Annotated in this window: 19 protein-coding genes; 8 read left to right on the top strand and 11 right to left on the bottom strand. The window is 35.4% G+C overall.

Going from position 1 to position 20027, the window contains the following annotated elements:
- Positions 1 to 3: 3 nt before the first annotated feature.
- The 4 genes from rsmG to rho form a co-directional block, all read right to left on the bottom strand.
- Positions 4 to 651: a 16S rRNA (guanine(527)-N(7))-methyltransferase RsmG gene (gene rsmG / locus ACFINX_RS00785; RefSeq protein WP_375611339.1), complete on the bottom strand. Its 648-nt coding sequence runs from the start codon at positions 649 to 651 to the stop codon at positions 4 to 6.
- Positions 651 to 2519: a tRNA uridine-5-carboxymethylaminomethyl(34) synthesis enzyme MnmG gene (gene mnmG / locus ACFINX_RS00780; protein ID WP_375668170.1), complete on the bottom strand. Its 1869-nt coding sequence runs from the start codon at positions 2517 to 2519 to the stop codon at positions 651 to 653. Before mnmG ends, rsmG begins: the two co-directional genes overlap by 1 nt.
- Before the next feature lie 106 nt (positions 2520 to 2625).
- Positions 2626 to 3933 (bottom strand): tRNA uridine-5-carboxymethylaminomethyl(34) synthesis GTPase MnmE, encoded by a 1308-nt coding sequence (gene mnmE, locus ACFINX_RS00775; RefSeq protein WP_375668169.1) that lies wholly within the window; start codon positions 3931 to 3933, stop codon positions 2626 to 2628.
- Between the two features lie 31 nt (positions 3934 to 3964).
- The gene (rho, locus tag ACFINX_RS00770; protein WP_015857121.1) at positions 3965 to 5230 is read right to left on the bottom strand and encodes a transcription termination factor Rho; all 1266 of its coding nucleotides are present in this window, start codon (positions 5228 to 5230) and stop codon (positions 3965 to 3967) included.
- A 552-nt stretch (positions 5231 to 5782) separates the two neighbouring features.
- Here rho and ACFINX_RS00765 point away from each other — a divergent pair.
- The 6 genes from ACFINX_RS00765 (at position 5783) to polA (ending at position 12604) form a co-directional block, all read left to right on the top strand.
- Positions 5783 to 6622, top strand: a complete 840-nt coding sequence (locus ACFINX_RS00765) for a pyruvate, water dikinase regulatory protein (RefSeq protein ID WP_375612767.1) — start codon at positions 5783 to 5785, stop codon at positions 6620 to 6622.
- Complete coding sequence (locus ACFINX_RS00760) at positions 6619 to 7215, top strand: Maf family nucleotide pyrophosphatase (RefSeq protein ID WP_375611343.1); 597 nt, start codon at positions 6619 to 6621, stop codon at positions 7213 to 7215. Before ACFINX_RS00765 ends, ACFINX_RS00760 begins: the two co-directional genes overlap by 4 nt.
- On the top strand, positions 7208 to 8080 hold the full coding sequence (locus tag ACFINX_RS00755) for a shikimate dehydrogenase (protein WP_375612769.1): 873 nt from the start codon (positions 7208 to 7210) through the stop codon (positions 8078 to 8080). Before ACFINX_RS00760 ends, ACFINX_RS00755 begins: the two co-directional genes overlap by 8 nt.
- Entirely contained in the window at positions 8077 to 8664 is a 588-nt protein-coding gene (coaE, locus tag ACFINX_RS00750) for a dephospho-CoA kinase (protein WP_375612770.1), read from the top strand. Before ACFINX_RS00755 ends, coaE begins: the two co-directional genes overlap by 4 nt.
- 4 nt (positions 8665 to 8668) lie before the next feature.
- Entirely contained in the window at positions 8669 to 9376 is a 708-nt protein-coding gene (gene dnaQ / locus ACFINX_RS00745; protein ID WP_375629128.1) for a DNA polymerase III subunit epsilon, read from the top strand.
- A 300-nt stretch (positions 9377 to 9676) separates the two neighbouring features.
- Positions 9677 to 12604, top strand: a complete 2928-nt coding sequence (polA, locus tag ACFINX_RS00740) for a DNA polymerase I (protein WP_375668168.1) — start codon at positions 9677 to 9679, stop codon at positions 12602 to 12604.
- Positions 12605 to 12609: 5 nt separating this feature from the next.
- Here polA and ACFINX_RS00735 read toward each other — a convergent pair whose 3' ends face one another.
- The 7 genes from ACFINX_RS00735 to ihfB all read right to left on the bottom strand — a co-directional run bounded on the left by ACFINX_RS00735 (position 12610) and on the right by ihfB (position 18519).
- Positions 12610 to 13473 carry an endonuclease/exonuclease/phosphatase family protein gene (locus ACFINX_RS00735; RefSeq protein ID WP_375612773.1) on the bottom strand — a complete coding sequence of 288 codons (864 nt, stop codon included), beginning with the start codon at positions 13471 to 13473 and terminating at the stop codon, positions 12610 to 12612.
- Between the two features lie 112 nt (positions 13474 to 13585).
- Positions 13586 to 14359, bottom strand: a complete 774-nt coding sequence (locus ACFINX_RS00730; RefSeq protein ID WP_375611347.1) for a Bax inhibitor-1/YccA family protein — start codon at positions 14357 to 14359, stop codon at positions 13586 to 13588.
- Between the two features lie 1120 nt (positions 14360 to 15479).
- Positions 15480 to 15983 carry a signal peptidase II gene (gene lspA, locus ACFINX_RS00725; RefSeq protein WP_375611348.1) on the bottom strand — a complete coding sequence of 168 codons (504 nt, stop codon included), beginning with the start codon at positions 15981 to 15983 and terminating at the stop codon, positions 15480 to 15482.
- The gene (locus tag ACFINX_RS00720; RefSeq protein ID WP_375668167.1) at positions 15973 to 16827 is read right to left on the bottom strand and encodes a TrmH family RNA methyltransferase; all 855 of its coding nucleotides are present in this window, start codon (positions 16825 to 16827) and stop codon (positions 15973 to 15975) included. The genes lspA and ACFINX_RS00720 overlap by 11 nt, the downstream gene beginning before the upstream one ends.
- A 2-nt stretch (positions 16828 to 16829) precedes the next feature.
- On the bottom strand, positions 16830 to 17762 hold the full coding sequence (locus ACFINX_RS00715) for a class I SAM-dependent methyltransferase (RefSeq protein ID WP_375611350.1): 933 nt from the start codon (positions 17760 to 17762) through the stop codon (positions 16830 to 16832).
- A 174-nt stretch (positions 17763 to 17936) separates the two neighbouring features.
- Entirely contained in the window at positions 17937 to 18233 is a 297-nt protein-coding gene (locus ACFINX_RS00710; RefSeq protein WP_273790185.1) for a lipopolysaccharide assembly protein LapA domain-containing protein, read from the bottom strand.
- A gap of 7 nt (positions 18234 to 18240) precedes the next feature.
- Positions 18241 to 18519: an integration host factor subunit beta gene (gene ihfB, locus ACFINX_RS00705; RefSeq protein ID WP_273790186.1), complete on the bottom strand. Its 279-nt coding sequence runs from the start codon at positions 18517 to 18519 to the stop codon at positions 18241 to 18243.
- A 183-nt stretch (positions 18520 to 18702) separates the two neighbouring features.
- On the opposite strand from ihfB, the gene lptC reads away from it, so the two are divergent.
- Both lptC and ACFINX_RS00695 read left to right on the top strand, forming a co-directional pair.
- The gene (lptC, locus tag ACFINX_RS00700; RefSeq protein WP_375611351.1) at positions 18703 to 19347 is read left to right on the top strand and encodes an LPS export ABC transporter periplasmic protein LptC; all 645 of its coding nucleotides are present in this window, start codon (positions 18703 to 18705) and stop codon (positions 19345 to 19347) included.
- A 76-nt stretch (positions 19348 to 19423) separates the two neighbouring features.
- Complete coding sequence (locus ACFINX_RS00695; RefSeq protein ID WP_375611352.1) at positions 19424 to 20023, top strand: LptA/OstA family protein; 600 nt, start codon at positions 19424 to 19426, stop codon at positions 20021 to 20023.
- Positions 20024 to 20027: the final 4 nt, after the last annotated feature.

Below are 20027 nucleotides of genomic sequence, written 5' to 3'. Positions count from 1 at the left end.
GCTCTACCCTCTATATGATCGAATATGAGAAATTTCCAAAATAACAGAATTTTCATCAACTTTACTTTTATGTTTTAACAGATCAAAGTGCCAATTGGCAGAGGCATTTTTTATTTCTGTAGCGTAATCCCGACCTTTTTGCAAAAGAGCTATTGTTTTTTCTGTTAATAAAGGAAAAATGAGTTGTAAAAGAGTATCAAGCGGCGCTAATCCCCGTGCTGTTATAATATCAGATATGGGAATTTTTTGATATATATCTTCAATTCTAGCGTGATAAACCGTTGCTGGAAGATTAAGTTGAGCAATAACTGTTCGCAAAAAAGCAACTTTTTTCCCATTACTTTCAACAAGATTAATATGTCCTGCTTTTTTTTCTTTCAAAAAGATAGCAATCACAATTGCAGGAAAACCTCCTCCTGATCCTAAATCACACCAATGTAAAGAATGAGCATACAAAGGAAAAATTTGTGCTGAATCTAGAATATGTCGTGTCCATAGATCTGGTATAGTTGTAGCAGATATCAAATTAATATGTGCATTCCACTGAAGTATTAAAGACTCAAACTGAATTAAATTTTCCATCGTTTCACGTGAAACAGAAGGAACAATATTTAATAATTGTTGATATTTTTTTTCTGTAGAAAAATTCATTAAGCTGTTTTAGCCTTTTCACGTCGTTGACGTTGAATATGTGTAATAATAAGCGATAACGCGGCGGGTGTCATGCCATCAATTTTTTGTGCATCAGCAATTGAACGCGGCGACACTTCTTGAATTTTTGATTTAAGTTCATTTGAAAGACCTGAAATTGCCTGAACATCGAGAGAAGAAGGAATTTCTAAACGCTCATCTCTCTGAAGAGAGGCAATATCTTGTGCTTGTTTATCTAAATAAACCGCATATTGTGCTTCAATTTCTAAAGATTCTGCTGTTTTAGAATCAATTGTTTTTAATTGTGGCCAAAAATCTGAAAGACGCTCTAAGGTCATATGAGGATAAGCAAGAAAATCATAAGCCGAACGCCGAATTCCATCATGATTAACATGTAATCCATGAGCAGAAGCTTCATTGGGTGTTAAAAAAAGATTTTGACATATTGATCGTGCTTGATCAAGCCGTTGTTGTTTTTTCTGATAACATTCCCAACGTATTTTACTCACAATACCCCATTTTTGTGCCAAAGGTGTTAAACGCGTATCAGCATTATCAGATCGTAAAGATAAACGAAATTCAGCACGTGATGTAAACATCCTATAAGGTTCACAAACACCACGTGAAACCAAATCATCAATCATAACACCAATATAAGCAGTAGAACGACTTATTAGTATTTCATCTAATTTACCTACTTTACGTGCAGCATTTAATCCAGCTAAAAGTCCTTGTGCTGCTGCTTCTTCATATCCTGTTGTACCATTAATTTGGCCTGCTAAGAACAAACCCGGTAAAGAACGTAATTCTAAGTTTCTCGTTAATTGTTGTGGATTAACAAAATCATATTCAATAGCATAACCAGGTTGCAAAACTATAGCATTTTCCAATCCTTCAATGGTTTTCAATAGAAAAATTTGTACATCTTCAGGAAGAGAAGTAGAAAGACCATTTGGATAAACAGTATCATCATTTAATCCTTCTGGTTCCAGAAAGATCTGATGTCCATCACGTTCTCCAAATTTAATAATTTTATCTTCAACAGAAGGACAATAACGTGGTCCTAACCCTTCAATATTTCCAGAATATAAAGCAGAGCGATAAATATTCTCGCGAATAATTTGATGTGTTTTCTCATTTGTACGTGTTATTGCACATTCAATTTGTGGTTGTTCAATTTTCTCTGTTAAAAGAGAAAAGGGTATGGGATTTTCATCTGCTTGTTGTTTTTGGAGAGCTTCCCAAGCAATTGTTTTTTTACTCAAACGAGCAGGGGTTCCTGTTTTTAATCGTCCAAGTTTTATATGATATTTTTTCAAATGTTCAGCAAGTTTTACACTTGACTGATCTCCCATACGACCAGCAGCCCATGTTTTATTACCAATATGAATAAAGCCATTTAAAAACGTACCTGTTGTTAAAACAACAGCACCAGAAAAAATTGTTCCTTGTTTTTTTAAAATAACACCTGATACACAATTATCTTTAACAACCAGATCAATAACTTCATCCTCAATAAGAGTAAGATTTTCTTGTTCTTTTAATAATTTTTGAATTGCTTTTTTATAAAGTTGTCTATCTGCCTGTGTTCGTGGTCCTCTTACTGCCGGTCCTTTACGTCTATTAAGTAGTCTAAACTGAATTCCAGCAGCATCTGCTGCTCTTCCCATAAGACCATCTAACGCATCTATTTCACGAACTAGATGCCCTTTTCCAAGTCCACCAATAGCAGGATTACACGACATTGTTCCCAGTGCTGATATTTTATGTGTAACAAGCGCTGTTTTGGCTCCTACACGTGCTGAAGCTGAAGCCGCTTCACAGCCAGCATGACCACCACCAACAATAACAACATCATATGATTGCATTTAATTCATTCCGTAGAAAATATTCTAAGGTTTCACGTGAAACAGGATATAAATTACATAATCTTTATAATCTGTCTATGAAATAATCAATGTTTCACGTGAATCATTATTTACCAACACAAAATTCTGAAAAAATAATATCAAGCAAATCTTCAACATCAATATCTCCTGTAATTTTCCCAAGAAAATCACTTGCACAACGGAGATGTTCTGCACGTAAACTGAGATCAAGAGAATGATAATTAAGAGAAAATTCAATCTCTTTAACAGCCTGCTTTAATAATTGAAGTTGCCTTTTACGTGCTGGAACAATATTTCCAATTTTAGAAGCACGATAATGACAAAATGATTCAAGTTCTTTTATAAAATAATCAAAATTTAAACCAGTTAATGCGGAAAATTGTATAGACCAACGCTGATCATTTTTTTCATAAAGATCAAGCTTATTGCCAACACACCATATTTCAGCCGATGTTTCTGGTAAATCAACTTGCTTAGGATTTCCTATATCATAAACCAAAATAACCAAATCAGCTTCCCTAACATGCTGTTTAGCAATTTCTATTCCAATCTGTTCTATTTTATTTTCTGTTTTTCTAAAACCAGCAGTATCGGTTAAAAAAACAGGTAAACCACCAAGAATAATTCTCATTTCTAAAGCATCACGGGTTGTTCCTGCTTCTTCCGTTACAATAGCAACAGATCTTCCTGAAAGACGATTCATAATGCTTGATTTTCCAGAATTTGGAGCACCAGCAATAACAATTTTTAATCCATCACGTAAAATACTCGCACGTTCTCCTTCAGTAATATATTCCCGAATAGAAGTACAAAGATCCTGAACATCTTTCCAAACTTTATCAGATATTGCGTTGGGAATATCTGCTTCATCAACAAAATCAAGTTCTGCCTCAATAAAAGCACGCGCCTTCATAAGCTTATGACGCCAATCACGATAAAGCGTCGTTAAATGTCCACTTGTACCCATAACAGCTAAACGCCGTTGGCTTTCCGTTTCTGCTTCTATTAAATCAGCAAGACCTTCTGCTTGAACAAGATCTAATTTTCCTTCCATAAAAGCACGACGTGAAAATTCACCTGCTTCTGCAATACGGCATCCAGAAAATGTCGACAATTCATCGAGAAAACGATTAACGACTGCTTTTCCTCCATGTAAATGGAATTCTGCACAATCTTCCCCCGTAAAACTATGAGGAGCAGGAAAAAAAACAGTTAAACCAGAATCTAAAAAACTACCATCACGAGCAGTAAGATTTCCATAATGCATAAAACGTGCTTTAGGTAAACGACCACAAAGCGTTTTAACTATATCCACAACATGAGGACCAGAAAGCCGAATGACTGCAACCCCTGAAGGTAACAATCCACTCGAAACAGCAAAGATTGTATCCACAGGTTTTATCCTAATAAAAACTTTAATGACTCTACGTATTCATTGAATCAAAAAATTCACTATTGTTTTTTGTTTGCTTTAATTTATCAATCAAAAATTCAATTGCATCTGTTACATTCATAGATGCTAAAATACGACGAAGAACAAAAATTTTGTGTAAATCTTGTCGTTCTACCAGAAGTTCTTCCTTACGCGTTCCTGACTTTAAAATATCCATAGCAGGGAAAATACGTTTATCAGCAACTTTTCGATCAAGAACAATTTCCGAATTACCTGTTCCTTTAAATTCTTCAAAAATAACCTCATCCATACGACTTCCTGTATCAATCAAAGCCGTTGCAATAATGGTTAAAGATCCGCCTTCTTCAATATTACGTGCTGCACCAAAAAAACGCTTTGGACGCTGGAGGGCATTTGCATCCACACCACCTGTTAAAACTTTACCTGAAGAAGGAACAACTGTATTATATGCACGCCCAAGACGTGTAATAGAATCGAGAAGAATAACAACATCACGCCCATATTCAACAAGACGTTTGGCTTTTTCAATAACCATTTCTGCCACTTGTACGTGACGTATTGCAGGTTCATCAAAAGTAGAAGAAACCACTTCTCCTTTTACTGAACGCTGCATATCAGTAACTTCTTCTGGTCGTTCATCAATTAAAAGAACAATGAGATAACATTCAGGATGATTAGTGGTAATAGAATGAGCAATATTTTGAAGTAAAACTGTTTTTCCCGTCCGAGGAGGAGCTACAATTAACCCTCTTTGTCCTTTTCCCAATGGAGATATCAAATCAATCACGCGTGATGACATATCTTTCTCTGTAGGATCTTGTATTTCCATTTGGAAACGTTCATTTGAATAAAGAGGAGTAAGATTATCAAAGTGGATTTTATAACGAATCTTTTCAGGTTTTTCGAAATTAATTGTATTAATTTTAAGGAGAGCAAAATAACGTTCTCCCTCTTTTGGACTGCGTATGGGACCTTCAATTGTATCGCCTGTTTTTAAAGAAAACGACTGTATTTGTGCAGGTGAAAGATAAATATCATCAGGACCAGGAAGATAATTAGCATCAGCAGATCTCAAAAATCCAAATCCGTCTTGTAAAACTTCAACAACACCTTCTCCTATAATTTCAACGTCTTGTAGAGCAAGTTTTTTCAAGATAGCAAACATTAATTCTTGTTTGCGCATAAGGGAGGCATTTTCAACTTCTAATGTTTCAGCAAAAGAAACAAGCTCAACGGGATTTTTGCTTTTAAGTTCTTGTAGTTTCATTTTTTGCATGAAATATGCTCTTTGTAATTAAGGAGAAGATTGTTCTAAATAATTTATGGAAATTTATGAGTGAAATATTATTAAGAAAAAATATCCTACACTCAATTTTTTTAATCTGCAAGTACCATTTATATGAAATTTGTTCCTGTAATATTAAGTAATTATATGAAAAACTTGAAAAAATATAAAATCCAAATAGTATTTAATTATTTTAATAACAAAAATGTGAGTTAGGATTATAGCATTAATGAAATGCTATTCAAAAGTATTTTTTACAGAAATTTATATTAATAAATTTATATTAAAGAAAGGATTATTCTTATTTATAACTGTGTTTAGTGTGGATTATTATTTATCCTCAATTTTATCCACAAAAGGAACTGAAAAAAGAATAAAAATATCACTATCTTAAAGATATTATCCCCTCTTTTTTTATAAGAGGGATTAAATTATCACAAGCATTTAATTTGTGCATAAAAAAGGAGAATTTTTCATAAATTTTAGTTTTATAAAAAACGGTGAGTATATATACACATGTCTTAACAAGGAGTTAAAATTTTTGTGACAAAAGAAAAAAAATTCTTTCATTTACACATGCTTTCTGATGCAACAGGAGAAACATTAATTTCTGTTGGAAGAGCTGTAGCATCGCAATATGCAATGATTCAGGCAACAGAGCATATCTATCCTATGATTCGTAATAGAATACAGTTACAGAAAGCTCTTGATGAAATACAACAAGAGCCAGGTATTGTTCTTTACACAATGATTGATGAAGAACTTAAACTACTCCTTCAAAAAAAATGCAAAAAAATAGAAGTTCCCTGTATTGATATATTGCATCCTGTTTTAAATGCTTTTCAGTCTTACCTTGGAATGCCAACACATTTACGTGCGAGCGCACAACATGATCTTAATGCAGATTATTTTCGCCGTATTGAGGCACTGGATTTTACAATAGAGCATGATGATGGACAGTCTTCCAGTAGCTTATCCGAAGCAGATGTGATCCTTGTGGGAATTTCAAGAACCTCTAAAACACCAACAAGCATCTATTTAGCAAATCGCGGAATCAAAACGGCTAATGTTCCTCTTATTCCAGGAATTGATTTGCCAGAATCTCTTTTAGAGGTAAAAAATTCTTTAATTATTGGTTTAATTGCTTCAGCTGAAAGAATCTCACATATTCGTCAAAATAGAGATTTAGGAGAAGGTTTTGCTCTTGATAATTATACTAATCGTATCAACATAGCTGAAGAATTAATCCATGCAAAACGCATTTGCGAACGTTTTGGTTGGCCTATTATTGATGTCACAAGACGTTCTATTGAAGAAACTGCTGCTGCAATATTTGAACTGTTATCACGATTTCGTGAAGGAAATGAGAGAAAATTCTCATGAACGCAGATACTTTAATATTAGCATCTCTTAGTTTTTATCGTGCAAAATTATTAAAAAAAGCAGGCTTAAATTTTTCCATTGAAGGAGCTTCTTTTGATGAAAGAGAAGTAGAAAAAAAAGCAAAAGAAAAAACACCTAAAGAACTCAGCTGTTTTCTTGCGAGCGCAAAAGCAAAAAATGTTTCAGATCGTTTTCCTGATGCTTTCGTTATTGGTTGTGATCAAGTTCTTGATTTTGAAGGTCAAGTTTTTCACAAAGCAACAAATATTAAAGAAGCACATCAACGTTTATGTGAATTATCAGGAAAAACCCATTCTCTTCATAGTGCGGTAGCTTTATTTAAAAATGGTCAAAAAATTTGGGTTGAAGCTTTTAGTGCACATATGTCTGTTCGTTTACTCTCATCAGAATTTATTGAACGTTATTTAGCACGCGTAGGAAAAGATGTTTTAAACAGCGTGGGAGTATATCAAATTGAAGGAGAAGGAATTCATCTCTTTGAAAAAATTGAAGGAGATTTTTTTACCATTGTTGGTTTACCTTTGCTGCCTCTACTCATAAAACTGCGCCACTTAGGAATTATTGATGGTTAACTTAATAATAAAAAAGACAAATTATCCGCGTGCTTTTGTTGTTGGTTCTCCTATTCATCATTCAAAATCGCCAAGAATTCACAATTTTTGGCTTAAACAATATGGTTTACAAGGAGAATATCTTGCACAAGAAGTAACATCTGAAGAGTTCAGTCATTTTATTGCGTCTTTACAAAAAATAGGCTTTTGTGGAGGAAATGTTACTTTGCCTTATAAACAAGAAGCTTTTCGTTTAGCAGATTATAAAGATGAGAGAGCAACAATGATTGGTGCTGTTAATACACTTTGGTATGAAGGAGATAAGCTTTGTGCCACGAATAGTGATGCCTATGGTTTTAGCGCTAATCTTGATGATTTTGTATCTGATTGGGGAGGGGAAACAGCTCTTGTTTTTGGAGCAGGTGGTGCCGCACGCGCTATCATATATGCCTTAAAAAGACGCGGATTTGAACAGATTTATTTAATTAACCGTACAAAACAACGTGCTGATAATTTAGCTCAGCATTTTGGAAAAATCATTAAAGTTTACGATTGGCATAAAATCCATGAAATACTTCATCAAGCTGATTTGATTGTTAATACAACCTCTATTGGCATAAAAAGTCCAGAAGAAAAAAGTGATTCTTTTTTTTGCGATTTTCATAAAGCAAAAAAAACGGCATTAGTAACAGATATTATTTATACACCATTGATAACTCCTTTTTTACAACAGGCAAAGGCTTGTGATCTCAAGACGGTTGATGGACTTGGGATGCTTCTACATCAGGCTGTTATAGGGTTTGAACAGTGGTTCGGAATAAGACCACAGGTAACAAAAGCGTTACGGACAGCTATTTTAGAGGATATGAGTGAAAAAAGAGAATGAAGATCATAGGATTAACGGGATCAATTGCTATGGGAAAATCAACAGTTGCTGATTTTTTCAAGCAAGCGGGTATTTCTGTTTTTAGTGCTGATGAAGCAGTACAACAGCTTTATAAAAGTGAGCCAGCTTTGTCATTCATAGAGCGTATTTTTCCTGGTGTGGTTGAAAACGGAGAAGTTAACCGTTTGAAACTTTCTGAAATTTTGATTGATGATAAAGAAAAATTACAAACATTAGAAAAAATAATTCATCCTTTGGTGCAAGAAAAAGAAAGGGAATTTATTGATATAGCGCGTGAACAAGGGAAAAAATTAGTTATTCTTGATATTCCACTTCTGTTTGAAAAAAATGGTGAAAGTCGTGTGGATAGCGTTATTGTTGTTTCTGCTCCACCAGAAATACAAAAAGAACGTGTAATGATTCGCCAAGGTATGAATGAGAAAAAATTTGCCTTTATCAACGCTCAACAAATGCCAGATGAAAAAAAACGAGAACGCGCTGATTTTATTATTGATACAGGGAAAGATTTAGAGAATACACGTCAACAGGTTTTTGATGTGATAAAAAAATTGCTAAAGAATTAAAATTATGCGTGAAATTATTTTTGATACAGAAACAACAGGTTTAGATAAAGAGAAAGATCGCATAATCGAAATTGGTTGTGTAGAAATGGTTGATCGTTATCTCACAGGACGCCAATTTCATGTTTATTTAAACCCTGAAGGCGTTATTATTCCTGATGAAGTTGTAGCAATTCACGGATTAACCAATGAACGCTTGAAAAACGAGAAAAGTTTTAGTGATATTGTTGATGAATTTTTGGAATTTATCAAAGACGCGACAATGATTGCGCATAATGCGAGTTTTGATATTGGTTTTATTAATGCAGAATTAAAACGCGTCAACAAACCGCTTATCAGTGTTGATAATATTCTTGATACATTGGCTATGGCGCGGCGTAAATTTCCTATGGGTCCTAATTCTCTTGATATTTTATGCAAACGTTTTGGAATTGATAACAGCCATCGTGTTCTTCATGGTGCTTTGCTTGATGCAGAGATTCTAGCCGATGTTTATATTGAGCTCATCGGTGGAAAGCAAGGTGTATTGGGTTTTGATAACAGAAGGGGTATTGATGAACATATCCAGAACGATAAAGATACATCTTATGCCGTTAAAATTCGCCCGCAGGCTTTACCTTCAAGATTGAGTATGCAAGAAAAAAAGTTACACGCTGATTTTATCTACAAAATGGGTGAAAAAGCTCTGTGGAATAACTTCAAAATTCATGAATAACATCATCTTTTATCTAAAAGAGTCACGATTGAAATTAAAGAATATCGATGTCAAAAAAAAACGGTCGTTGTGGGGAGGGGAACACCACAACGACCCTGTCGCTACATCGTACCTCAGCTATCATAGGAGGAGCAAAATGAAAGCTATTAATCCTGTAACAGCAAAGAAAAGCTCTAGGTACTTAATATAAAGTGCAACGACTTCACGTCTTATGAAGAGAAAAAATGGCTTTTTAGAGGCAAAGTGAAAAAATATATAAGGTTAATTTGCTTTTTTAGCTGAAATGGAGAAAAAATTGTCATGAAAGCAACAGATCATCTTTTTTTGGTTGACGGATCAGGCTATATTTTTCGTGCTTATTATGCTTTGCCGCCTTTAAAACGTAAAAAGGATGGACTTCCTGTAGGAGCAGTAGCTGGTTTTTGCAATATGTTATGGAAATTACTTTGTGATGCTCGTAATACAGCTACGGGTGTTGTTCCAACACATTTTGCTGTTATTTTTGATTATTCATCTGATACTTTTCGGAAACAAATTTATCCTGAATATAAAGCGAATCGCGTTGAACCTCCTGAAGATCTAATTCCTCAATTCGCGCTAATACGCCAAGCAACGAAGGCTTTTAATTTGCCTTGTATTGAAAAGGAAGGCTTTGAAGCGGATGATTTAATTGCTACCTATGCAAAGTTGGCAACAAAGGTTGGGGCAAAAACAACCATTATTTCTTCCGATAAGGATCTTATGCAACTCGTAAATACGCATGTATCTTTGTATGATGGAATGAAAGATAAGCATATAGGTATTTCAGAAGTTATAGAAAAATGGGGTGTTGCGCCTGAAAAAATGATTGATTTACAAGCATTAATTGGAGATTCAACGGATAATGTACCGGGTATTCCAGGCATTGGTCCAAAAACTGCAGCTCAGTTGTTAAATGAATTTGGTTCTCTTGATCTTCTATTGCAAAACGTAACAGAAATTAAACAAACAAAACGACGTGAAAACATTCAAGCTTATAGAGAACAAGTTAAAATATCTCGTGAACTTGTCAGGCTTAAAACAGATGTTCCTATAGATAATGATTTAGATGATTTTATTTTGGAGCCACAAGATGGTCCACGTTTAATTGCTTTTTTGAAAGCGATGGAGTTTTCAACATTAACGCGTCGCGTGGCAGAGGCAACAACATGCGATGCAGCTGTTATTGACGCACTTGATATAAATGTTGAATGGGAAAAACTAAGCCCCAGGAATGATTCTGATATCAGGCATGATTCTGATATCAAGAATACTGAGCGCGCATCCCTTCATAATTTTTCTGAAAATTCTCCACAAGTTTTTGCACAAGAACGTAAAGATCAAGCGCTGACTCAAAAAATTACAAGAGATGCTTATACAACAATTCTTGATGAGGAAATTTTAAAAGACTGGTTATCACAAGCACAAGAGCAGGGTTTTTTCGCTTTTGATACTAAAACAACATCTCTTGATCCGATGCAAGCAAAGCTTGTTGGTTTTTCACTCGCATTACAGCCGGAAAAAGCAGCTTATATACCTCTTGAACATTTTGATGAAGGAGAAGAGGACCTTTTGAGGGGCGGGCGCATTGCTTCACAGATTGGGGCTCGAAAAGCTTTAGCACTTTTAAAACCGATATTAGAAGATTCAGCGGTGTTAAAAATTGGTCATAATATAAAATATGATTGGTTGGTGATGAAGCAATACGACATTATGATAAGCTCTTTTGACGACACCATGCTTTTATCATATGCTTTTGATGCTGGAATGTTAACCCATAATATGGATGATTTGTCTGAACGTTGGCTTGAGCATAAACCAATTGCCTATAAAGATTTAACGCATAACGGGAAAAAAATTACTTCTTTTGCACAAGTAGATTTAAAACAAGCAACCCTTTATGCGGCGGAAGATGCTGATATAAAGCTACGTCTTTGGCAAGTATTGAAACCGCAACTTGTTGCTCGTGGAATGACAAAAATTTATGAGCGTCTTGATAGACCTCTTGTAGAAGTTCTTGCAAGAATGGAAGAACGGGGGATTCTTATTGATCGGCAGATTTTATTGCGTCTTTCAGGAGAGTTGGCACAAGCTGCTTTGATTCTAGAAGAGGAAATTTACAAACAAGCTGATGAAAAGTTTAATCTTGCTTCGCCAAAGCAATTAGGGGATATCCTTTTTGGCAAAATGGGATTGCCTGGAGGCGCTAAAACAAAGGGTGGACAATGGTCAACTTCTGCACAGACCTTAGAAGAGTTGGCTGCTGAAGGTCATATTTTACCGCGTAAAATTATTGAGTGGCGTCAACTTTCAAAGCTAAAATCTACCTATACAGATGCCTTGCCTTCTTATATTTTTTCAAAAACAGGGCGAGTTCACACGAATTATTCTTTGGCAATAACATCAACTGGTCGGTTATCATCATCAGAGCCAAATTTGCAAAATATTCCAGTGCGAACTGCTGAAGGACGTAAAATTCGAACAGCTTTTATTGCTCCCAAAGGATATGTGTTACTTTCTGCTGATTATAGTCAGATTGAGTTGCGCATTCTTGCACATATTGCGGATATAAAAGCATTAAAAGAAGCTTTTGCTAAAGGGCATGATATTCACGCTATAACGGCATCACAAATGTTTGGTGTTGCGATAGAAGGAATGCATTCAGATATACGACGGCGTGCAAAAGCGATTAATTTTGGTATTATTTATGGTATTTCAGCTTTTGGATTAGCCAATCAATTGGGAATTTCACGCCAAGAAGCGGGTCGTTATATTCAACTGTATTTTGAAAGATTTCCAGGAATTAAAGATTATATGGAGAAGACCAAAATCTTTGCACGTGAAAATGGTTATGTAGAAACAATTTTTGGACGTCGTATCCATTATCCAGAAATAAAAGCAAAGAATGTAAAAATTCGTTCTCTTAATGAGCGGGCAGCTATCAATGCTCCAATTCAAGGTTCTGCGGCCGATATTATTCGCCGCGCTATGATACATATGGAAGATGCTTTAAAAGCAGAAAAACTATCAGCAAAAATGTTGCTGCAAGTTCATGATGAACTGATTTTTGAAGTACCAGAAGAAGAAAGTAAAAAAACCATGACTGTTGTTAAAAATGTTATGGAAAATGCTACAATACCGGTTCTATCTTTATCTGTACCGCTTGAAGTAAAAGTTATGACGGCTCAAAATTGGGATGAGGCACATTAATTTTTTTATTTATTTTTAAGAATATTGATTGCGTTGGAAAGATTAAGATAGGCTTTGATAGGCAAATGATCTGAAGCAATGCGTGCAAGTGGTGAATAATGATTTTCAATACTTGTTACCAATTGGTGGGGAAAAGAAAAAACTCTATCAAGGGCTAACAAAGGAAAACGAGAGGGAAAGCTTGGTACAACTTCAAAAGTGCTATCAAAATAGGGAGAAAAATGATTTAAAGATGAGCCTTTTCCCATTCGCCATTCATTAAAATCTCCTATGAGGAGTGTAGGCATAAGGGGGCGTTTTTGGAAAATTTCAAGGAGCATTTTTGTTTGTTGTTTACGAGAGTAACGTAATAAGCCAAAATGAGCCGCAATAATACGAATAGGGCCTGCTGCCATTTCCAACTCTACAATTACAGCCCCACGTGGTTCAATACTAGGAAGAGTGACTTGTAAAGTATCACGTACATATCCCTTTCGCAAAAAAAGAGCATTCCCATGCCAACCATGGCCATGAGGTGACATAGTATTAAGAGGTACAGGAATCAAACCGGTTTCAGCTTTTAATAGCTGAAGATTAATCAAACCGATGCGTTCCCCAAAACGTTTATCTGCTTCTTGAAGAGCAAGGATATCAACTTGTAATTCAGTAATAACACGGACAATTCTTGTAGGATTAAAAACTTTATCAACACCTACACATTTATGCACATTATAGGAAGCAACGGTCAGATCATAATTACTATTTTGATTGACGATGTTTGATTGATGATGAGAGCGGCTGTGAATTGTATTTAAAAAGGAGCTATGGAGTTTTTGTTGGATAAAACCGGTAAACCAAGGGAATTTTTGCTTATAAGGGATTTTTGTCATTTTGCGAAAAGAATAGTTTCTAAGAAGCAGAGGGTAAAGATTTACACTAAAAACAAAAGAACCTTGTTTCTTTTAGAAACAAGGTTCTTTAATTAAGTAATGATTTTTGCAATCAATCACGGTTTGAGCCAAGAAACTGTAGCAAGAAGACAAACATATTGATGAAATCAAGATAAAGATTCAGCGCGCCCATAATAACTTTACGTCCTCTGGTATCGCTTTCATCTCCTTCATAATACATCAACTTAATGCTCTGGGTATCGTAGGCTGTTAAACCAGCAAAGATAAAAACACCAATCACAGAGATAGCAAACTGCAAAGCGCTTGATCCAAGAAAAATGTTCACAATCATGGAAAGCAACAAGCCGATCAATCCAATGAATAAGAATGAACCGATTGCTGTGAGATCACGCTTTGTTGTGTATCCATAAAGTGAAAGAGCTCCAAAAGTTGCGGCGGAAATGACAAAGGTTTGCACAACACTTTCTGTCGTATAGCGCAAAACGATTGAAGACAGTGAAAGACCAACCAGAGCAGCATAACCAAAAAAGAGACTACGAGCAGCATTTGTGCTCAATGTATTAATTTTAAAACTGAGAAATAAGACTGCTATGAGTGGTGCAAACATAACAATATAAGAGAATGGCGATGTATAAAATGTTACTCCAAATGGTGTTAGATAAACACTGCTATTGATTTGAGCTGCTGCTTGGCTCATATCTGTTGTCGTTGCTAATGATACAATTGCATAAGCGGCAGCAGCTGTAATAAGCAAACCAATGGCCATTGCATTGTAGACACCCAACATATAGTCGCGTAATCCCTGATCAATTGATGCATCGGCATGAGAAGCAGGTGCCGAACGTAAATCTTTAAAATTAGCCATAATATAAAATCCTTTAGCATATGTTCTGTCAGGTATAGGGCTTTAAAGGTGTCTCTGTCATTACACAGATAAGCTTGGTATAAGCCTTAATTGGGCAAATACAAAAACCCTTAAGAATCACTGACAGAATTCCAGCATATATGCTCTTATTATGGAGATTTATTTAAAAATTACAAGAGATTTATATGAAGAAGGAACCTTACAAATTGGTAAGGAAATAGTTCATTTTAATAAAAAATATTTCCATTTTTTGCCATATTTTTGCAAGATAAAAAGACTATACTTAAAAGCTTTTCTATTTTCACAGAAACTATGTAATACAATCCCTTATAAAATATTCACTATTTTTGCGTTTATGAGAAGAGCGGCAAGTATCATCACACTATTTTCAACCTCCAATATTGCATCTGTTTTGCACGGTTATAAGAGCTATTGAATTGGATTTTTATATAATATATTGATGTATAATGATAAATTGTCTTTTTGAATGCTAAATGATACTCCGAATATCGCAAGATTCTCTGGTTGAAAATCTGTTCATATTAAATCAATCAAGATTATTGACTTGTGTCTTGCAAGAGACATTGTTTTAATGGATTCAACATGAACAGATTCCAAATAAAAGAGATTTAGGATAGTAAGGGCTTTTATTCAATATGAAAAACGGTAATTTATATTTATAATCAATATGTTGCTTTAACAAGACACCATTGAAAATAGTTGAAAAAATGTTTTTTATTAAACAATATATAAAATAAAAAAGGAGAGTTTTTAAACGAAGCACTTAAGAAAGGCTCTGTAAAATCGATATCTGTAAAAACTAAAAAACGTACGAAAATCAATTGTTCAAATCAAATAAACAGAACTTCAAATGCTGTGAAATGTCTCCTCAAAAATTGTGATGTAGGACACATGGATAAAAAAATATTGATTCTATTTGAGTTCATTTCTTTTGCACTAACTAAGTGTAGAAATGTAAAGTTGAAAAGAAAGTAAGATTTTATAGTCCCATGAAGAGAAACACGTGAAATGACGAGCAACAAGAATTGATTAAGAGAAATCAATGCGTAATCAGACTTGTGACGGTCAATAATCTCTGTTTTCTAAGGCACTGAACATATCAGTGAGAAGATGTACTATTGGAATGACGCCTTGCTTTCATCCAAGTACGCAATTCTTCAATAAGGATGGCAATAACACCGAGAGTGATAAAACTATCTGCAAGGTTGAAAATAGCAAAATAAAAAATATCATCAATATGAAAAAGTATGTAATCAGTGACATGATGAAAGCGAATACGATCAATGAGATTGCCGATGGCTCCCCCAATAATAAGAATAAGGCCAAAGCGCATTAAAGACTTATTATATTCAGTATTTTTCCATAACCATAGAAGAAAGATAATCACAATGATCGTGATGGCGATGATTCCCCACTGAGAAAAGGAAGAAAAAAACGAAAATGCAATGCCAGAATTGCGCACATGATAAAGGGAAAGAAAAGGAATAAGCGAAATTTCTGTTCCTAAAGGCATATTGTGCATAACCCAGTATTTGACAGCTTGATCAAGTACTACTGTAAAAGCCAAGCCCAAGAGAAGAAAAGGGAGTGATTTACGAATCATGTTTTTCCTCACATGGTTCCAGTATTAAATAGGGGCGACGGATTTCATAAAGCATAACAGCTGTTGCTACAGCTAGATTAAGCGAGTCTGCTCGTCCGCTTTGTGGAATACGCGTAAGTTTATCACACCGATTCGTAAGAAGATCTGATAATCCCTGTTTTTCATTCCCCATTAAAAGGATAACAGGACCATTTTTGAAATCAAGTGTCCGATAATCCAGAGATCCTTTGAGATGCGTGCCAACGATCATGCCTTTAAAGTGAGAAGACCAGTTTAAAAAGCCGTTTTCATCAAAACGATAAAGTGGTACAGAGAAAATAGATCCCATGGTTGCACGGACTGTTTCAGGCGAGAAAGGGTCTGTTGTCTCGCCAATTAAAATAACACCTTTAGCACCTACAGCATCAGCGGTTCGAATAATGGTACCAAGGTTTCCAGGATCACGTACACGATCAAGCGCGATGTAAACATCTTTAATCTGCCCTTTTATCATTTCAAAAGAGTGCCATTTTTGCTTGAAAATACCAATAACTGTTTGTGGATTATCGCGTCGGGTAAGTGATTCCATAACCTTTTGTGAGGCTTTAATAACAAAACCACCGTTGGCTACAGCACGTGCGGCAGTATTTTCGATAGTAGCATTACCGATTTCACTTTTAGAAAAAATAAGCGTCTGTATTGTCCAGCCAAGATTGAGAGCATCAATGACCAATTTCAATCCTTCTGCCATGAAAAGACCTTCTCTATTACGGTTTTTCTTTTGGCTAAGTGCTTTAAGATTTTTTATGATGGGGTTGCTAAGAGAGGTAATTTCTTTCACTCTACCAGTTTTGGGTCTACACATATTCAAGCAATCCAACGGCTAAAAAGAGAAGTAGAAAGAGCACGTCCTGCAACTTCTTCACGCAAAATGAGTTCTCCTGATTCGACCGTACCACCAAGATTTACAAATGCATCACGCATTAAAGCATGAAGTGCAAAGAAGGAAGCACGAATAGAATAAGCTGTAAGGACAACAGAGAGCGGTTTATCAGAGAGAAGTTTACGACAATTTGTGATCATGGCGGGTAAATGATCAAACAGTTGCCAAATTTCACCATGGGGTCCACGCCCATAAGCAGGGGGATCAAGAAGAATCATATCATAGCTTTTTTTACGACGCAGTTCACGCTCGACAAATTTCATAGCATCATCGCAAATCCAGCGAATAGAATGATCTGGTAATCCTGCTCTTTCTTGATTAGCTTTTGCCCACGCAATGGCTTTTTTAGAAGCATCAACATGGGTAACATTCGCACCCGCTCGTGCTCCAATCAAAGAGGCAATACCTGTATAGCCAAAAAGATTCAACAATTTTATAGGGCGTTCGGCTTTAACAATTTGTTCTTCCATAGAGCGCCAATGGGCATCTTGTTCAGGAAAAACCCCCACATGACGAAAGGAAGTAAAACGGCCTAGAAAAGACAATCCATTCCAAGCAAGAACCCATGTTTCATCAAGTGGCTTTTTAGGAAAATGCCAACGCCCAACCCCTTCTTCATCAAGGTTTCCTGTGAAAATAGCATCAACATCAGCCCATTGTTTTTGTGGTAAAGCGGGTTTCCATAGTGCTTGACCTTCTGGTCGAATAATGCGGTAAGCTCCATAACGTTCTAATTTTTGTCCATGACCAGAATCAATGAGAGCATAGTTTTCGCTTATACCCGTTTCTAAAATAAGGGGCAGCTTTTCCTGCGGATATCTATTGTTATGGGAGAATTGAAAGCATTGTGCAGGCATGTTTTGTATCACGGTATATGAGGTATAAAAATATATTATAAAGCTCTTAAATGTTTCGTAAAAGTGCAAAAAAGCTAAAGTCAATTAAAACAATGTATAAAAAAAAGAAAAAGAGCACTTTTAACTCTGTACTGAATATAGAATACAGAGAGAAAAGATTTCATTTAAATACCATTACACCAAATTTGTGATAGATGTTTTCAATTTTTCAATCTCGGCTTTACTTTTTTTGAGAGCTTTTTTGTATTTGTGATAGGAAAACCAACTGATCAGATTTCCTAATAAAATACCAAAACCAAAGAAAATAAAGAGCCATATAAAGAGGGGAGCATGATAAGTAAAACTTTCAGGATTTGCTCGAAAAGGATCAAGGGTTAACGGAACCATTTGACGATTAGCCACGATAAAAACAATCAAAACCGCTGCGAGAATCACACCGATACTTGTTAGAAGAATACGTTTAATTATCATAAGTTTCTCACTGATTAAGACGGTCGCGTAAATCCTTGCCAGTTTTAAAAAAAGGAATCCACTTTTCTTCAACAGAAACGGCTTCACCTGTTCGTGGGTTACGTCCATTACGGGCTGAACGGCTTTTTACAGAAAAAGCTCCAAATCCACGAAGTTCAACGCGATTGCCATTTGCAAGTGCTGTTGCAATTTCCTCAAAAATAGCGTTTACAATATTCTCCACATCCCGTTGAAAAAGATGCGGGTTATGACGAGCGATAATTTGTACAAGCTCTGATTTTACCACAATAGCCTCACTTTCACACAAAAAAATTTTGTAATTGTGCACTCCATGCATATTACAATATATAAACGGATAAAAGCAAAATAAAATCAAGAAAAAACAAATTGCAAGAAACAAAATTTGAAAATACCTTCTATAAAGGGTATACAGATTAAAAATGCGGAGGATTTAAGAGATCAGGAGAGTATGTCCGTACACAATCATTATAAAGCCTTTTCAACGCAATCATCTTTTGGAGATGTTTTAAAAAAAGCATCCCGTCATTCGCGTCGCATTAGCATATTAAAAATTTTTTTACCTCTCTTAGCGTTGATTTCAGCGCTGGTTTTTTGCTGGTTTACGTTTTTCTTGGTTCCCGTTACTTCTGATTCTATGCCTTTGAATAATGGAGAAAGTGGCGTGATGAATTTGACGATGCTCAATCCAAAATTAGAAGGGTATACGCGTGCTCATGAACCTTATTGGCTTAAAGCAGAAAAGGCATTTCAAGATCATACCCACGCTGGAATGATTGGGTTGCAAAACATTACAGCTAGAGCATTTATGGGCCAACAAAGACAGGTTTTTCTCGTCGCACAAGGGGGGGTTTACGATAACATTAATGGTTTTTTACAGTTGGATAAGCCATTCACGATTACGACGAATGATGGGATGATGGTACAATTTATGTCAGCTAGTATTAACTTATCCGAGGGACAGTTAAAAACAGATCAACGTGTTAATATTCAGCAAGCCGGTTTGAATCTTGCCGCAAACGCCTTACAAATTCGAGAAAAAGGAAAAAACATATATTTCCATGGTGGTGTGCATTTAGTGCTTCAAAAGCAATAACGCAATATCAATACAAATCTTTAAAGGATATTTATAAAGAGAAGTATGTGTATATACAAACAGAAGAATTGAAATAATGAAATCGTACAAAAGATGGATAGGTGTGATGTTAGCTTTTAGCATGGGAATGTTAGGAGAAGGAGCAGTTTTAGGATATGCTGAAGTGGCTCATTTTGGAATAAGTCTATCAAGCGATAAAGAACCGGTAGAACTTCATGCAGATTCTTTGGAAATACGTGATAAAGAAGGGATAGCGCTTTTTAAGGGTGATGTTTCAGTGGTACAAGGTAAACGTCTTTTAAAAACGGCAGAATTAGTTGTTTACTACGATAAAGCATATAAAGAAATTGATAAAAACAAGGAAGATACAAAGGCATCATCTGTTTCTTTATTTGGTTCGTCGAGTATACAAAAAATGGAAGCTTTAGGAAAAGTTTATATAAAAATTGCTACGCAAGTTGCTACGGGTGATAAAGGCGTTTTTGATGGAAAGTCAAAAATGATGAGTTTGACAGGGAATCATGTTGTGTTAACTGATGGTGACAATGTGGCAACGGGGTGCAAACTAACGGCAAATATGGAAAGCGGAAAGGCTTTTTTAGAAGGTTGTGAGACGCCTAAGAAAAAAGGTCGTGTTTCTATTATTTTAAAACAAAATCAAAAGAATGGTCATTAAGATT

Origin of the sequence: Bartonella sp. AP36NXGY (assembly GCF_042195865.1) — a bacterium.
GTDB lineage: Bacteria > Pseudomonadota > Alphaproteobacteria > Rhizobiales > Rhizobiaceae > Bartonella.
This window is presented reverse-complemented; position numbering and strand designations above follow the sequence as displayed.

What these genes read in the sequence shown, in the direction of transcription:
- ACFINX_RS00735 (WP_375612773.1), bottom strand. Translation starts at nt 13,473, where the DNA reads ATGACAAAAATCCCTTATAAGCAAAAATTCCCTTGGTTTACCGGTTTT.
- ACFINX_RS00710 (WP_273790185.1), bottom strand. Translation starts at nt 18,233, where the DNA reads ATGATAATTAAACGTATTCTTCTAACAAGTATCGGTGTGATTCTCGCA.
- ACFINX_RS00755 (WP_375612769.1), top strand. Translation starts at nt 7,208, where the DNA reads ATGGTTAACTTAATAATAAAAAAGACAAATTATCCGCGTGCTTTTGTT.
- ACFINX_RS00730 (WP_375611347.1), bottom strand. Translation starts at nt 14,359, where the DNA reads ATGGCTAATTTTAAAGATTTACGTTCGGCACCTGCTTCTCATGCCGAT.
- dnaQ (WP_375629128.1), top strand. Translation starts at nt 8,669, where the DNA reads ATGCGTGAAATTATTTTTGATACAGAAACAACAGGTTTAGATAAAGAG.
- lspA (WP_375611348.1), bottom strand. Translation starts at nt 15,983, where the DNA reads ATGATTCGTAAATCACTCCCTTTTCTTCTCTTGGGCTTGGCTTTTACA.
- rho (WP_015857121.1), bottom strand. Translation starts at nt 5,230, where the DNA reads ATGCAAAAAATGAAACTACAAGAACTTAAAAGCAAAAATCCCGTTGAG.
- polA (WP_375668168.1), top strand. Translation starts at nt 9,677, where the DNA reads ATGAAAGCAACAGATCATCTTTTTTTGGTTGACGGATCAGGCTATATT.
- ACFINX_RS00760 (WP_375611343.1), top strand. Translation starts at nt 6,619, where the DNA reads ATGAACGCAGATACTTTAATATTAGCATCTCTTAGTTTTTATCGTGCA.
- ACFINX_RS00695 (WP_375611352.1), top strand. Translation starts at nt 19,424, where the DNA reads ATGAAATCGTACAAAAGATGGATAGGTGTGATGTTAGCTTTTAGCATG.
- mnmG (WP_375668170.1), bottom strand. Translation starts at nt 2,519, where the DNA reads ATGCAATCATATGATGTTGTTATTGTTGGTGGTGGTCATGCTGGCTGT.
- ACFINX_RS00715 (WP_375611350.1), bottom strand. Translation starts at nt 17,762, where the DNA reads ATGCCTGCACAATGCTTTCAATTCTCCCATAACAATAGATATCCGCAG.
- coaE (WP_375612770.1), top strand. Translation starts at nt 8,077, where the DNA reads ATGAAGATCATAGGATTAACGGGATCAATTGCTATGGGAAAATCAACA.
- rsmG (WP_375611339.1), bottom strand. Translation starts at nt 651, where the DNA reads ATGAATTTTTCTACAGAAAAAAAATATCAACAATTATTAAATATTGTT.
- lptC (WP_375611351.1), top strand. Translation starts at nt 18,703, where the DNA reads ATGTCCGTACACAATCATTATAAAGCCTTTTCAACGCAATCATCTTTT.
- ACFINX_RS00720 (WP_375668167.1), bottom strand. Translation starts at nt 16,827, where the DNA reads ATGTGTAGACCCAAAACTGGTAGAGTGAAAGAAATTACCTCTCTTAGC.